This is a genomic window from Streptomyces sp. SLBN-31 (genome assembly GCF_006715395.1).
In the GTDB taxonomy this organism is placed as follows: domain Bacteria; phylum Actinomycetota; class Actinomycetes; order Streptomycetales; family Streptomycetaceae; genus Streptomyces.
Genome location: NZ_VFNC01000002.1, coordinates 1,134,003 through 1,147,406, shown reverse-complemented (window position 1 = coordinate 1,147,406; position 13,404 = coordinate 1,134,003). Strand labels below are relative to the sequence as shown.

Sequence of the window (13,404 nt, the reverse complement as noted above, 5' to 3'; positions counted from 1 at the left end):
CTGCCGCTTTTTGTGTCTCGTATCGCGCGCGGTGTTGCGAATGGAGCAACCACGCCTTACGGGGTGTCGCGGCGTCGGAACTCCTTGACAAGCATTCTGGGCGACCTCAGACTGATGTTGCGCTTACCGCAATCCGTTTCGCTATACGCACCGAGGTGTCATGATGATTCCCGCGTGCCGTCTCGCGGATCTCCCGCGAGGCGAGGCCTTCCGGCTCGACATCGACCCGCCCGTCTCGGTGTTCCACACCGACGACGGCGAGGTCTTCGCCATCGACGACACCTGCACCCACCAGGACGCCTCGCTCGCCGACGGCTGGCTGGAGGGCTGCGAGGTCGAATGCCCGCTGCACGCCTCGAAGTTCGACCTGCGCACCGGTGCCGTCGACGCGCCCCCGGCCAGGCTGCCGGTCCGCACGCACGAGGTCGTCGTCGAGGACGGCATGGTCTACGTGCGGGTGTCGACCGACGCCCCGAACCTGCCGCCGTGCGTCGCCTCCCGGCTCGCCGGAGGTCCCGCGTGAGGACCGTCGCCGTGGTGGGCGCGTCGCTGGCGGGTCTGTCGGCGGCGCGCTCACTGCGCAGACAGGGCTACGACGGCCGGCTCGTCGTCATCGGCGACGAGACCCACCGCCCCTACGACAGACCGCCGCTGTCCAAGGAGTTCCTGGCCGGCACCCTCGGCGAGGCGGACCTGGGACTGGAGACCGAGGGCGAGGACCTGGGCGCCGAGTGGCTGCTCGGATCCCGCGCCGTCGGGCTCGACCGTGCGTCCCGTGCCCTGCGGCTCGCCGACGGGCGGGAGGTGCGTGCGGACGGCGTGGTCATCGCGACCGGCGCCGCCGCCCGCACCCTGCCGGGTTCCGCGGGCCTGGCGGGCGTGCACACCCTGCGCACCCTCGACGACGCCCGCGCCCTGCGGGACGAACTGGCCCGCGGCGGACGCCTGGTGGTGATCGGCGGCGGGTTCGTCGGCGCCGAGGTCGCCTCCACCGCGTACGTCCTCGGGCTGGACGTCACGGTCGTCGAGGCGGCCCCCACCCCCCTCGCCGGGCCTCTCGGCATGACCATGGGCGCCGTCGTCTCCGGCCTCCACGCCGACCACGGCGTACGGCTGCTGTGCGGCGTCGGCGTCAAGGGCCTGAGCGGCGAGGAGCACGTCGACGCCGTGCTGCTGGAGGACGGCCGCAGCGTGCCGGCCGACATCGTCGTCGTCGGCGTGGGCGCCCGTCCGTGCGTCGAGTGGCTGGAGAGCTCCGGCATCGCTCTCGACAACGGCGTGAAGTGCGGCGCGGACGGGCGCACCAGCCTCGCCGGTGTGGTCGCGGTCGGCGACTGCGCCAACTGGTACGACCCGCGCGCGGGCGCCCATCGCCGCGTCGAGCACTGGACCGGCGCGCGAGAACGCCCCGACGCCGCCGTGGCTGCGTTGCTGGCGGGCGGCGCCGTGGAACCGGGCGTGCCCAGGCCGCCGTACTTCTGGTCCGACCAGTACGGCGTGAAGATCCAGTTCGCCGGTCACGCGGCCGGCGCCGACAGTGTGACCGTCGAGGCGGGTGCCGTGGACGACCGCGACGTCCTCGCCGTCTACCGGCGTGCAGGAGAGCCGGTCGCCGTGCTCGGAATGAACCAGCCCCGGCTGTTCACGCGGTGGCGCAAGCAGCTCGCCGCCATGTCTTGACACCGCCGCCGCGGCATCACATGCTGCGAACTCAGCGGTTGCGTACAGCACGCGCAGTTGCGTAATGAACAACAGAAGCGCGTATCGCCCCAACGCCGTCCGGAGTCGCTCTTCCCGGCGCGTGAATGACCCCTCCACGACGTTCCCCGAGGAGTGCACCGTGACCTCGACCAGCCTGCCGGACAGCCTGATCGCCACCCTGCCCGGCTCCTCCTACACGGATCCGGCGGTCTTCGCCCAGGAGCAGGAGCGCATATTCGAGACGATGTGGTTCTGCGTGGCGCGCGCCTCCGAACTGGCCGCACCCGGCGCCTTCCGCACCGTCGACGTGGGCCGCGAGTCCATCCTGGTCACCCGCGCCCGGGACCATTCGATCCGCGCCTACTTCAACGTCTGCCGGCACCGCGGCGCCAAGCTGTGCACCGAGGAGTCCGGCGAGGTCAAGCGCGCCTTCCAGTGCCCCTACCACGCCTGGACCTACGGCCTGGACGGCAAGCTCGTCGCCGCGCCGAACCTCACCAAGATGCCCGACGTCGGCCGGACCGAGTACGGCTTGGCGAGCGTCGCCGTGCGCGAATGGCTCGGCTACGTCTGGGTCTGCCTCGCGGAGAACCCGCCCTCCTTCGAGGAGGACGTCATCGGGGCGGTCGTCGAACGGCTGGGGGACGTCGAGTCGATCGAGCACTACGACATCGACAACCTCTCCGTCGGCAGGCGCATCACCTACGACGTGAAGGCCAACTGGAAGCTCATCATCGAGAACTTCATGGAGTGCTACCACTGCGCCACCATCCACCCCGAACTCACCGAGGTGCTCCCGGAGTTCGCGGACGGCTACGCCGCGCAGTACTACGTCGGCCACGGCGCCGAGTTCGGCGAGGAGGTCCGGGGCTTCACCGTCGACGGCGGCGAGGGCCTCGACCGCATCCCGGGCGTCGGCGACGAGCAGGACCGCCGCTACTACGCGATCACCGTCAAGCCGCAAGTGTTCATCAACCTCGTCCCCGACCACGTGATCTTCCACCGCATGTACCCGGTGTCGGCCGACCGCACGATCGTCGAGTGCGACTGGCTCTATCTGCCGCACGTCGTCGAGAGCGGCAAGGACGTCACGCGGTCCGTGGAGCTCTTCCACCGCGTCAACCAGCAGGACTTCGACGCCTGCGAGCGCACACAGCCCGGAATGAGCTCGCGTATGTACGCCAAGGGCGGCGTGCTGGTGCCCAGCGAGCACCACATCGGCGCCTTTCACGACTGGGTGAACGAACGGCTCAGCGGCGGGCTTCCTCAGCCCAGGTAGCCCATCCGGTGGCTGATCTCCTCCGCGCCCTTGATCAGCACCGGGGCCAGCTCGCGCATGCGCTCCTCGGTGAAGCGGTACGAGGGCCCGGAGGCGGTGACCGCCGCGATGACCTTCCCGTCCCGGTCGAGGACCGGGGCGGCCATGGCGTGCAGACCGATCTCCAACTCCTCCAGGGTCCAGGCGTATCCGGCCTCCCGCGCCTCGGCGAGGTGCTTCTCCAGCTTCGCCTTCGAGGTGATGGTGTGCGGAGTGACCTTCTTCAGGCCCGCTTCGGCCAGCAGCGTGGCGCGCTCCTTGGCGGGCAGATGCGCCAGCAGGACCTTGCCGCTCGACGTGGCGTGCAACGGGGTGAGCTGGCCGACCCAGTTGTGGGCGGTGACCGCCCCGGGACCGCGCACCTGGTAGAGGTTGATGGCGTAATGCTCCTGCAGCACCGCGATGTTGACGGTCTCGCCGATCTCCTCGGCGAGACGCTCGCAGACCGGGCGGCCCTGCTGGGTGATGTCGATGCGGCCGGTGACCGCGCCGGCCAGCCGTACGATGCCGAAGCCGAGCCGGTACTTCCCCCGCTCGCCCGCCTGTTCCACCAGACCGCGTGCCTCCAGGGCGCCGAGGAGGCGGAACGCGGTGGACTTGTGAACATCGATCTCGGCGGCCACTTCACTGACGCCGGCCTCGCCGCGTTGGGCCAGGATCTCCAGGACGCTGATGGCACGATCGACCGACTGCACTCCGCCGGCCTGTGAATTTGACGTTTCGGTGTCTGTGCTGTGGTTGCTCACAGCGAAACTATACGCGTAGTACGGCACAAGTTGTTACCTGTCGGTACCACCGGCGTTGATGTGCCGTACCGGCCCCGGCGGGAGCGCGTGCTGGCCGCGTGCTCGCAGCAGCAGCTTGCCCGTGGAGGTGCGCCCACCCATCAGTCGGTGCGCCTCGGCCGCTTCTGCCAACGGGAACTCCGCGGTGACCGGGAGGCTCACGGTGCCGTCGGTCGCCTTGCGGAAGGCGCGCTCGGTCAGCGAGCGCAGCGCCTCGGGGGTCGTCTGCGCGAGGCCCAGGATGGAGAAGCCGGCGACGGAACGGCCGTAGGGGTACAGCTCGGGCTGTCCGACCTGCCACGGCTCGGCCCCGCTCGCGTTGCCGTACGACACCAGGCGTCCGAAGACGGCGAGCGCGTCCAGGCCCTGGCGCAGGGTGTCGCCGCCCACGGGGTCGAGCACCAGGTCGACCCCCCTGCCGCCGGTGGCGCGGTGGACGTCCTCGGCGAAGGTGTCGGCGAGGAACACCTCGTCGTAGCCGTGCTTGAGGGCGTGGTCGGCCTTGTCCGTTGAGGAGACCACGCCGTAGACCGCGCCGGCACCGGCCGCCCGCGCCAGCTGGCCGGCCGCCGTGCCGACGCCGCCGGCCGCACCGTGCACCAGTACGTTCTCCCCGGCGCGCAGCCGCCCCACCTCGTGCAGCAGGGCGTGCGCGGTCGGCAGCACGGTGGGCAGCGTCGCCGCGGTCCGAAGGTCCAGGCCCTCGGGAAGCGGGAAGACGGTGGCGGCCTCGGCGAGCACGACCTCCGCGTACGCGCCGCTGTCGACGAGGGCGACGACGTCCTGACCGGCACGCAGTCCCTCGGTGCCCGCACCCACGGCCCGGACCCGTCCGGACACCTCCAGGCCCGGGCGGAAGGGCAGCGACCGCACACGGTAGCCCTCGGAGCGTGCCTTCAGGTCCGCGAAGTTGACGCCGGCGTACGCGATGTCGATGGTCACCTGCCCCGCCCGCGGCTCGGGCACGTCGGCCTCGACGACCCTCAGCACCTCGGGGCCGCCGTACTCCTGGAACTCCACTGCACGCATGGGCCGTACCCGCCTCTCGGAGAGGTGTTCAATGAAAACCGAACACTGGGACTGTAAGATACGGATCGAACACTCGGCAAGCGGCGGCGCGCCTCCGGGCGGACCGGCGAGGCGCGCGGGACGGGAAGAGGGGCATGTCGAAGCAGGCTGTGGGCGGCAGTCACCGGGCTGCGCCGGTGCACACGGATCCCGCGGACGTGTCCGTGCTGACCGCGCTGTCCGCGGTCGCCGACCCCGTGCGTCTCAAGCTCATCCGCGAACTCGCGGGCTCCGCGGAGTGGACCCGAAGCTGCGGAAGCTTCGACGTACCCGTCGGCAAGGCGGCGCTCAGCCACCACTTCTCCGTCCTGCGCGGCGCCGGCCTGGTCGAACAGCGCGACGAAGGGTCGCGGCGGGTCAACCGGCTGCGCCGCCAGGAGTTCGACGCGCGCTTCCCCGGCCTGCTCGACCTCGTGCTGCGCGCCGACACGGACTGATCCGGCCTCCGCACCGGTCCGTGTAGTACCCGGGTACCACGCCACGACCGCAGATCGGCCCGCGGTACCACCGAAACGGACCGATCTCTTCCTAGCGTGGGTGGTGCGGTGTCCGACCGGCGCCGCGGACCGAGGGAGAGGCGCGGATGATCGAGGCACGGCAACTCACCAAACGGTACGGCGAGACGACGGCCGTCGACGGGCTGGACTTCGTCGTGAAACCGGGCACCGTCACCGGCTTCCTGGGGCCCAACGGCGCCGGCAAGTCCACCACCATGCGCATGATCGTCGGGCTGGACGCCCCGACCGCCGGGTCCGTGACGGTCAACGGCCGCCCCTACGCCCGGCACCGCGCGCCGCTGCAGGAGGTGGGGGCGCTGCTGGAGGCCAAGTCGATCCACCCGGGGCGCTCGGCCCACAACCACCTCAGGTCGCTGGCGCTGACCCACGGCATCCCCCGCCGCCGCGTCGACGAGGTCATCGACCTCGCCGGCCTGGGCAGCGTGGCCCGCAAGCGGGCCGGCGCCTTCTCCCTCGGCATGGGACAGCGGCTCGGCATCGCGGCCGCGCTGCTCGGCGACCCGCAGACGGTGATGCTGGACGAACCGGTCAACGGCCTGGACCCCGAAGGCGTGCTGTGGATCCGCAACCTGCTGACCACCCTCGCCGAGGAGGGCCGCACGGTCTTCGTGTCCTCGCACCTTATGAGCGAGATGGCACTCGTCGCCGACCACCTGATCATCGTCGGCCGGGGGCGGCTGCTGGCCGACACCACCGTGCGGGACCTGGTCCGCCGGGCGGGCGGCGACACCGTGACGGTCAAGACCCAGGACCCGGCACGGCTGCGCGAGGCGCTGGCCGGACCCGGCGTCGACATCACGGGACACGTCGGCTCCGAAGAGCTCCAGGTCACCGGGGTCACCGCCCGCGAGATCGGCCTGAAGGCGGCCGAGCACGGCATCGCCCTGTTCGAGCTCAGCCCCCGCACGGTGTCGCTGGAGCAGGCATTCATGGACCTGACCAGGGACGCGGTGGAGTACCACGGCACCACGGCCACCGCAGAAAACCCCGGGAGGGCGGCATGAGCACCGTCACCGCGACCACGGACACCACCGGAACACCGCCCACCACCACCCCGCGGCCCGCCTACCGGGTCACCACCGGGGGAGTGCTGCGCTCGGAGTGGGCCAAGCTGTGGTCCCTGCGCTCGACCTGGATCACGCTCGCCCTCGGCGTGCTCTTCCTGGTCGCGTTCGGGCTCATCGCGGCCACCCGCTACAAGTCGGGCTACACCTCCGGCACCCTGAACAGGGACTTCGCCAGCTCCACGGGCGTGGAACTGTCCCTGTTCGGCACGAACTTCGCCCAACTGGCCCTGGGCGTCCTCGGCGTCCTGATCACCGCGGGCGAGTACTCCACCGGGATGATCCGCTCGACCCTGGCCGCCGTGCCACGCCGCCTGCCCGTGCTGTGGTCCAAGGCGGCCCTCTACGGCGCGGTCGTGCTCGTCGTCGGCACCGCCGGCGCGTTCGTCGCCTTCCGGATCGGCAGCGGCATCCTCTCCGGCACACCGGCCGCCATGAGCCTGTCGCACGCCGGAGTCGTCCGCAGCCTGTTCGGGGCCGGGCTCTACCTCGGCCTGGTCGGAGTGATCGGCGCGGCCCTCGGCATGCTGCTGCGCTCGGTCGCCGGCGGGATCTCCGTACTGGTCGCCACCCTGATGCTGATCCCCGGCCTGGTGACGCTGCTGCCCAGTTCCTGGCAGGACGACATCAGCCCCTACCTGCCGGGCAACGCCGGTCAGGCGATGTACGCCCTCACGCACGACGCCACCACCCTCTCGCCCGGCGCCGGACTGTGGGTCTTCCTCGGCTGGACGGCCCTCGCACTGGCCGGCGCGGCGTACCGGCTGGTGCGCACCGACGTGTGACCGCCTGCACCATGGACGGGTGACATCCGTGACCTTCGACGACGCCGGCGGCCTGGGGCCGCTGGTCGCCCGCCTCGCACGGGCCGGCCAGCGGCTGCGGCAGGCCGACCGCGCCCGCCCCTGGGCGCTGGACACCGCGGTCGTGGTCGTGGTCTTCGCGCTGTTCTGCGTGCCGGACCTGCTGCGCGCCACGGGCGCGGTCACCGGCGGCGACGGACCGCACCGGCTGCGCCTCGCCCTCACCGACCTGCCCCTGCCGGCGACGCTGGCGCTACAGGCCGGGCTCGTACTGCCCCTGCTCTGGCGGCGCCGACGGCCGCCGGCGACGTTCGGCGTCATCACGGCCGTGTTCCTGCTCCAGTGGTCCCTGGGCGCCGGGCTGCGCGCGGACATCGCCCTGTTCATCGCCCTCTACAGCCTGGCGCTGCACGGGCGGCTGCGGCAACTGCCGTGGGCCTGCGCGGCGGTGGCGGGCGCCATGACCGTGGTCGCGCTCCGCGTGGCCCACGCGGTGTCCGTCTGGGACGCCCTGTTCTTCCTGCTGAGCACGGCGACCGCGGCGCTCGCGCTCGGCCTGACGGTGCGCATCCGCCGGGCCCAGCTCGCCGGGCTGCGCGAGCGGGCCGCCCGGCTGGAGATCGAGCGCGACCAGCGCGGCAGACTCGCGGTCGCCACCGAACGGGCACGCGTGGCCCGCGAGATGCACGACATCGTCGGCCACAACCTGTCCGTCATCATCACCCTCGCCGACGCCGGCCGATACGCCACCGACCTTGCCCCCGAACGCGGCAAGGAGGCCCTGCGGCTCATCGGCGACACCGGCCGGCAGGCGCTGGGCGAACTACGGCGCGTCCTCGGTGTGCTCCGCGAGACCTCCGACGCCTCCCCCGCCGGGCCCGCGCTCAGCCCGCAGCCCGGCCTCGCGGACATCGACGCCCTGTGCGCCGGCGTGCGCGCCGCGGGCCTGGAGGTCGTCTACCGCACCGCCGGAGACGTCGAAGCGCTGGACAGCGGCGTGCAGTTGACGGTGTACCGGATCGTGCAGGAAGCCCTCACCAACACCCTGAAGCACGCCGGGCCCGACACCCGGGTGCACCTGGCCGTCCTCGTGGAGGACACCTCCTTGACCATCCGGGTCCGCGACAGCGGCCCCGCCCTGCTGCCCGGACCGCCGGGCGAGGAAGGACACGGGCTGGTGGGCCTGCGCGAACGAGCGGCACTCTACGGCGGAACCGTCAGCGCCGGCCCGGTGCCCGGCGGCGGCTGGAGCGTGCGGGCCACGCTCGACCTCACCCCGCAGGGAGGCGCGCGGTGACCACCGTGCTCATCGTCGACGACCAGCACCTGCAGCGCTACGGCTTCCGCATCCTGCTGGAATCGGTCCCGGAGACCGACGTGGTCGGCGAGGCCGCGCACGGCGCCGAGGCCGTCCGCAAGGCCGCCGAACTGCGGCCCGACGTGGTGCTGATGGACGTACGGATGCCCGGCATGGACGGCATCGAGGCCACCCGCCGCATCGTCGCCTCCGGCGACCGCTCCCGCATCCTGGTGCTGACCACGTTCGACCTCGACGAGTACGTCCACGCCGCCCTGCGCGCCGGAGCCAGCGGCTTCCTCCTCAAGGACGCACGCCCGGAGGAACTCCTCGCCGGCATTCGCGCCGTGGCCGCGGGCGACGCCGTCATCGCCCCCGCCCTCACCCGCCGCATCCTCGACGAGTACGCCCGGCACCGGCCCGTCCGCCCCGGCGACCCCGCCGAGGACCCCAGACTGAGCACCCTGACCGACCGGGAACGCGAGATCCTCGAGGCCGTCGGCAGGGGCTGGACCAACGGCGAGATCGCCGCGCACTTCGTGCTGTCCGAGTCCACCGTCAAGACCCACGTCGGCCGCGTCCTGGCGAAGATCGGCGCCCGTGACCGCATCCAGGCCGTGATCTTCGCCTACGACATCGGACTCGCCCGCCCCAACGAGGTATGAGCGCGGAGCGTACAGCGGTTGGAAATGGCCCCGACCTTCGGGCCCCCCGCCAGTCGGCGACCTCGTCGGCCGACCGGCGTAGGGGACCTGGAAGTCGCGCAGCCCCTCCTGGACACAGGTGAGCAGCCTGTGGCGGTCCACGGCCTCAGAAACGGGCGGTGGCCGCCTTCTGGTCGGCGCGGGACCGGGCGTCGCGCTCGTCCCCCGCCCGCACTCGGCCGCTCCGGCACGCGGACCGTCGTACCTGCAGGTCACGGATGTGGAGGCGGCCAGGGACATCGGCATCGCCAAGCCGACCTCCCGCACCCTGCCGCCGAACTCCGAACGGTTCTTCGGACATGTCCGGCGACACGCCGTCTCGGTCGCGGCGCAGGAGCACTCGGCGGCGGAGGAGAGCTGAGGCACGAGCGTCGTACACGTGTAGACGATCGGTGGGTACCCGCCCGCGCATGGGATCTCTGAGCTCTCCGGTTCTGCTGTTGTTGTTCGTCCTGAGCGCGGCCGTCATCTGGTACGCGGGCATCAAACTGTCCGACACCACCGACGTCCTCGCCGAGCGTCTTCACCTGGGCAGTGCGCTGGGCGGGCTGATCCTCCTCGCCGTCGCGACCAACCTGCCCGAGATCGCCATCACCGTCTCGGCGGCCCTGGCGGGCCAGTTGGACGTCGCCGTCGGCAACATCCTCGGCGGCATCGCCATCCAGACCGTCGTCCTGGCCGTCCTCGACGCCGCGGGGACCCGTCCGCGCGCCCCGCTGACCCGCGTCGCCGCCAGCCTCCAGCTCGTCCTGGAGGGCGCCCTCGTGGTGGTGGTCCTGGCCGTGGTCGTCATGGGCACCCAGCTCTCGCCCAGCCTGCACGCCGGCCGGCTGGCTCCGGCATCCGTGGCGATCGCCGCCCTGTGGGTGATCGGGCTCGTACTGCTGAACCGGGCCGGTCGCGGGCTGCCGTGGCGGGAGGGCGGCGACGCCCCGGACAGCCAGCCCGAACCGCGCGGCCACTCCCGGGGGAAGAAGGAGAAGGACGCCACCGACAAGGGTATGCACACCGGCCGCGCCGGGCTGATCTTCGGTGCGGCGGCCCTCGCGACGCTGGTCGCCGGAGTGGTCGTCGAACGCAGCGGCGAGGAGTTCTTCGCCCGTCAGGGGCTGAGCGGTGTGCTGTTCGGCGCGACCGTCCTGGCCGCGGCCACCTCCCTGCCCGAGGTCAGCACCGGCCTGACCTCCACCAAACTCGGCGACCACCAGCTCGCCATCAGCGACATCTTCGGCGGCAACGCCTTCCTCCCCGTGCTGTTCCTCCAGGCCACGGTCATCTCCGGCAAGCCCGTCCTGCCCGCCGCGCACGACACCGACATCTATCTCACCGCCCTCGGCATCATCCTCACCGTCACCTACATGGCGGGACTCGTCTTCCGCCCCCGCCGGCAGTACGCGCGGATGGGCATCGACAGCGTCACGGCCGTCGTCATCTACCTGGTGGGAATCGCCGGCCTGGCCACCATCGCCACCTGAACAGGCCTGGAACGGGGAGGACTCAACCGGCCTCGTGCGAGGCATCCTTGACGGCGTGCAGGGCGAGGGCTCCTGGAGCGCGCTCCGGCACGCCTGTACGGCCGGGTGACGGCCGCCGCCGCGACGTACCACGGTGGCGACGCGGCGCGTGCTCCGGCCGCGTGGGAGCGGCCGCAGGGCAACGGTCGGGGGCTGTCCGCTCCACACGAGGCCGGGGAGGAACGCCCGCCGCTGCTCGACGAGGCGCTGGTGGAGCAGGAGATCGGCGGTCTCGAACCGTACGTCGGATTCGAAGCCGGCGTCGCGGCACGGCGACATGGTCCGGTGCCGGGCCTGTTCGAGTTCGGCGGGCCGCGGGTTGGGGCCGCCCGGGTACTCCTCGGCGAGGACGGGGTCGAAGTCGCGTGCCTGCAGGGCGGGCAGGGCCGTTTCCGGCTCCATGTGCGTGACGTGGACGCGCAGTCCCGGATGCCGGTCGCGCAGCAGACGGCGACGAGGATCTCCGCCTGCACGGTCAGCCGCACCCGCCGCCCCACCGGTTCGAGCACGGGGACACCGACCTCGGCGATGGGCCGTACGCCTTCCCGCTCTCGCGGGCCAGTGATCGCGAATGCTCGGTTTTTCGACGAATACGGATCGGAAACATTCGATGGACCGATCGTAGGGGCGCGTCGGACCCTGGACGGGTGTCCGACGACTCTCTGCCTCCCCACGCGCCCTCCTGGTACGCGCGACCCGCTGCCCGCACCTGGCGGTGCGAGCCCGCACCCGCCGACGTACGGTGCTTCCACCGCTCGCTGCCCGACCACGCCCCCACCCCGCTGACCGAACTCCCCGCACTGGCCGCGGAGTTCGGAGTCGGCCGCGTCTTCGTCAAGGACGAGTCGTGCCGGCTGGGACTGCCCGCGTTCAAGGCGCTGGGCGCGTCCTGGGCGGTGCACCGTGCCCTCGCCGAGCGGGCCGCGGAGGGCACGGAACCCGGCCCGGTCACCCTGGTGGCGGCCACCGACGGCAACCACGGCCGTGCCGTGGCCCGCATGGCACACCTTCACGGGCACGCCGCCCACGTCTTCGTCCCCCGGGGCCTGCATCCGCAGGCCGTGGCGGCCATCGCCGCCGAAGGGGCCCGGGTCACCGAGGTCGCCGGCCCGTACGACGAGGCCGTGCGCATGGCGGCGAAGGCGGCCACCGCGCCGGGCACCCTCCTGATCCAGGACACCGGCCTGCCGGGCTACGAGCGGATCCCGCGCTGGATCGTCGAGGGGTACTCCACCCTCTGCGCCGAGACCGACGAGCAGCTGACCGCCGCGGGGGCCGCCGAAGGCCCCGACCTCGTCGCGCTGCCCGTGGGCGTGGGGTCTTTGGCCCAAGCGGTGGTGACCCACTACCGCAGCCGCCCTTCCGGTCGGGCCCCGGCGCTGCTGTCGGTGGAGCCGGAGACCGCGGCCTGCGTCCTGCGCAGCCTCACCCTGGGCCGGCCCGTCACCGTGCCCACGGGCGAGACCGTGATGGCCGGCCTCAACTGCGGCACACCGTCCGGCATCGCCTGGCCCCACCTGCTGGCGGGGCTGGACGCCGCGATCGCCATCACCGACGCCGACTGCGCCCGCGCCGCCGCCGACCTCGCCGCTTCGGGTGTCTCCTCGGGGCCCTGCGGTGCCGCGGCGCTCGCCGGTCTGCGGGCGGCGCTCACCGGCACCGGCGCCGCGGAACGCCGTACGGCACTGGGGCTCGGGCCGGCCTCGGTCGTCGTACTGCTGAGCACCGAGGGCACGGCCGCCAACCCGGGAAGGCCGACGGCGTGCTGACCCCTCTCGTGGCCGCCGCCGGCGTCCTGGGGCATCCGCGGATCGGCCGTGCGCTCGGCCGTGCGCTCGGCCGCGCCACGGGCGTCGTACTGATCGGCTTCGGAGTGTTGGTCTCCTCGTACGCGGCGGGCGCGTCAGCCGACCTCGGCTCGTGAGGCGGCGCCGGGGTGGTCGGCCGGGAGGTCCAGGCCGCGGGCGGTGACCGGGTGGGCGCTGCCGTCGGCCAGCCGGTAGGTCAGACCCACCACGGCGGTGCGTCCGCGGGCGACCTGGTCGGCGAGTTCCCGGGAGCGGTCCATGACGAAGTCGACCGTGTGCCGCACGTGGGTGGCGATGAACTCCTCGTCCTCGCTCGCACCGGCGGCGTGAGCGGCCAGCACGCTCGGGGTCACCCGCTCTATCACGTCCCGCAGGTAGCCGGGCGCGGCCCTGCCCTCCGTCACGGCTGCCCTGGTCGCGGCGACCGCTCCGCAGGCGTCGTGACCGAGGACCACGACCAGCGGGCAGTCCAGCACACTCACCCCGTACTCGATGCTGCCGAGCACCTCCGGACCCGCGGCGTGTCCGGCGGTGCGGACGACGAACAGGTCTCCCAGCCCCTGGTCGAAGATGATCTCGGCGGCCAGCCGGGAGTCGGAGCAGCCGAGGAGCACGGCGAACGGGCGTTGGGTGGAGGTCAGATCGGCGCGGCGGGCGGCGTCCTGGTTGGGGTGCAGGGGCGTGCCGGCGGCGAAGCGGCGGTTGCCCGCCAGGAGCAGGTCGTAGGCCTCGTGCGGGCCGGAAGGGAAGACATCGCTCATGATGTCGCAGGGTACGGCCGAATCGCCCCCGCCGGCGCACCGGGGTCGCCAGATGCAGCACAG

The 13,404-nt window shown here is 72.4% G+C and carries 15 protein-coding genes; 12 read left to right on the top strand and 3 right to left on the bottom strand.

What is annotated here, in order from left to right:
* The first annotated feature begins 160 nt into the window (after nt 1-160).
* From FBY22_RS25230 to FBY22_RS25220, 3 genes are all read left to right on the top strand, one after another.
* The gene (locus tag FBY22_RS25230) at nt 161-523 is read left to right on the top strand and encodes a bifunctional 3-phenylpropionate/cinnamic acid dioxygenase ferredoxin subunit (protein ID WP_142149591.1); all 363 of its coding nucleotides are present in this window, start codon (nt 161-163) and stop codon (nt 521-523) included.
* Nucleotides 520-1,680 (top strand): NAD(P)/FAD-dependent oxidoreductase, encoded by a 1,161-nt coding sequence (locus tag FBY22_RS25225; RefSeq protein ID WP_142149589.1) that lies wholly within the window; start codon nt 520-522, stop codon nt 1,678-1,680. Before FBY22_RS25230 ends, FBY22_RS25225 begins: the two co-directional genes overlap by 4 nt.
* Before the next feature lie 160 nt (nt 1,681-1,840).
* Nucleotides 1,841-2,980, top strand: a complete 1,140-nt coding sequence (locus FBY22_RS25220; RefSeq protein WP_142149587.1) for an aromatic ring-hydroxylating dioxygenase subunit alpha — start codon at nt 1,841-1,843, stop codon at nt 2,978-2,980.
* Here the strand turns inward: FBY22_RS25220 and FBY22_RS25215 are convergent.
* On the bottom strand, nt 2,968-3,714 hold the full coding sequence (locus FBY22_RS25215; RefSeq protein WP_142152513.1) for an IclR family transcriptional regulator: 747 nt from the start codon (nt 3,712-3,714) through the stop codon (nt 2,968-2,970). The genes FBY22_RS25220 and FBY22_RS25215 overlap by 13 nt on opposite strands.
* A gap of 84 nt (nt 3,715-3,798) precedes the next feature.
* Nucleotides 3,799-4,833 (bottom strand): zinc-binding dehydrogenase, encoded by a 1,035-nt coding sequence (locus FBY22_RS25210; RefSeq protein WP_142149585.1) that lies wholly within the window; start codon nt 4,831-4,833, stop codon nt 3,799-3,801.
* Between the two features lie 134 nt (nt 4,834-4,967).
* On the opposite strand from FBY22_RS25210, the gene FBY22_RS25205 reads away from it, so the two are divergent.
* From FBY22_RS25205 to FBY22_RS44010, 9 genes are all read left to right on the top strand, one after another.
* Nucleotides 4,968-5,309, top strand: a complete 342-nt coding sequence (locus tag FBY22_RS25205; RefSeq protein ID WP_142149582.1) for a helix-turn-helix transcriptional regulator — start codon at nt 4,968-4,970, stop codon at nt 5,307-5,309.
* 146 nt (nt 5,310-5,455) lie between these two features.
* Nucleotides 5,456-6,394, top strand: coding sequence for an ATP-binding cassette domain-containing protein (locus FBY22_RS25200; protein WP_142149580.1), 939 nt, complete (start codon nt 5,456-5,458; stop codon nt 6,392-6,394).
* Nucleotides 6,391-7,239 carry an ABC transporter permease gene (locus tag FBY22_RS25195; protein ID WP_142149578.1) on the top strand — a complete coding sequence of 283 codons (849 nt, stop codon included), beginning with the start codon at nt 6,391-6,393 and terminating at the stop codon, nt 7,237-7,239. Before FBY22_RS25200 ends, FBY22_RS25195 begins: the two co-directional genes overlap by 4 nt.
* Before the next feature lie 19 nt (nt 7,240-7,258).
* Nucleotides 7,259-8,554 carry a sensor histidine kinase gene (locus FBY22_RS25190; protein ID WP_142149576.1) on the top strand — a complete coding sequence of 432 codons (1,296 nt, stop codon included), beginning with the start codon at nt 7,259-7,261 and terminating at the stop codon, nt 8,552-8,554.
* A complete protein-coding gene (locus FBY22_RS25185) occupies nt 8,551-9,219 on the top strand; it encodes a response regulator transcription factor (protein ID WP_142149574.1) in 669 nt (222 codons plus the stop codon). The genes FBY22_RS25190 and FBY22_RS25185 overlap by 4 nt, the downstream gene beginning before the upstream one ends.
* 118 nt (nt 9,220-9,337) lie before the next feature.
* Nucleotides 9,338-9,619, top strand: a complete 282-nt coding sequence (locus FBY22_RS25180; protein WP_142149572.1) for a hypothetical protein — start codon at nt 9,338-9,340, stop codon at nt 9,617-9,619.
* A gap of 49 nt (nt 9,620-9,668) precedes the next feature.
* Entirely contained in the window at nt 9,669-10,733 is a 1,065-nt protein-coding gene (locus FBY22_RS25175) for a sodium:calcium antiporter (RefSeq protein ID WP_142149570.1), read from the top strand.
* 686 nt (nt 10,734-11,419) lie between these two features.
* Complete coding sequence (locus tag FBY22_RS25165) at nt 11,420-12,541, top strand: diaminopropionate ammonia-lyase (RefSeq protein ID WP_142149568.1); 1,122 nt, start codon at nt 11,420-11,422, stop codon at nt 12,539-12,541.
* Nucleotides 12,535-12,696 (top strand): hypothetical protein, encoded by a 162-nt coding sequence (locus tag FBY22_RS44010; protein WP_160159934.1) that lies wholly within the window; start codon nt 12,535-12,537, stop codon nt 12,694-12,696. Before FBY22_RS25165 ends, FBY22_RS44010 begins: the two co-directional genes overlap by 7 nt.
* Here the strand turns inward: FBY22_RS44010 and FBY22_RS25160 are convergent.
* Nucleotides 12,676-13,341, bottom strand: coding sequence for a carbonic anhydrase (locus FBY22_RS25160; protein WP_142149565.1), 666 nt, complete (start codon nt 13,339-13,341; stop codon nt 12,676-12,678). The two genes, FBY22_RS44010 and FBY22_RS25160, sit on opposite strands and share 21 nt — an antisense overlap.
* Nucleotides 13,342-13,404: the final 63 nt, after the last annotated feature.

Excerpts from the sequence above, each read along its gene's own strand:
- FBY22_RS25230 (WP_142149591.1), top strand. The coding sequence starts at position 161 with ATGATGATTCCCGCGTGCCGTCTCGCGGATCTCCCGCGAGGCGAGGCC.
- FBY22_RS25210 (WP_142149585.1), bottom strand. The coding sequence starts at position 4,833 with ATGCGTGCAGTGGAGTTCCAGGAGTACGGCGGCCCCGAGGTGCTGAGG.
- FBY22_RS25205 (WP_142149582.1), top strand. The coding sequence starts at position 4,968 with ATGTCGAAGCAGGCTGTGGGCGGCAGTCACCGGGCTGCGCCGGTGCAC.
- FBY22_RS25200 (WP_142149580.1), top strand. The coding sequence starts at position 5,456 with ATGATCGAGGCACGGCAACTCACCAAACGGTACGGCGAGACGACGGCC.
- FBY22_RS25195 (WP_142149578.1), top strand. The coding sequence starts at position 6,391 with ATGAGCACCGTCACCGCGACCACGGACACCACCGGAACACCGCCCACC.
- FBY22_RS25175 (WP_142149570.1), top strand. The coding sequence starts at position 9,669 with ATGGGATCTCTGAGCTCTCCGGTTCTGCTGTTGTTGTTCGTCCTGAGC.
- FBY22_RS25160 (WP_142149565.1), bottom strand. The coding sequence starts at position 13,341 with ATGAGCGATGTCTTCCCTTCCGGCCCGCACGAGGCCTACGACCTGCTC.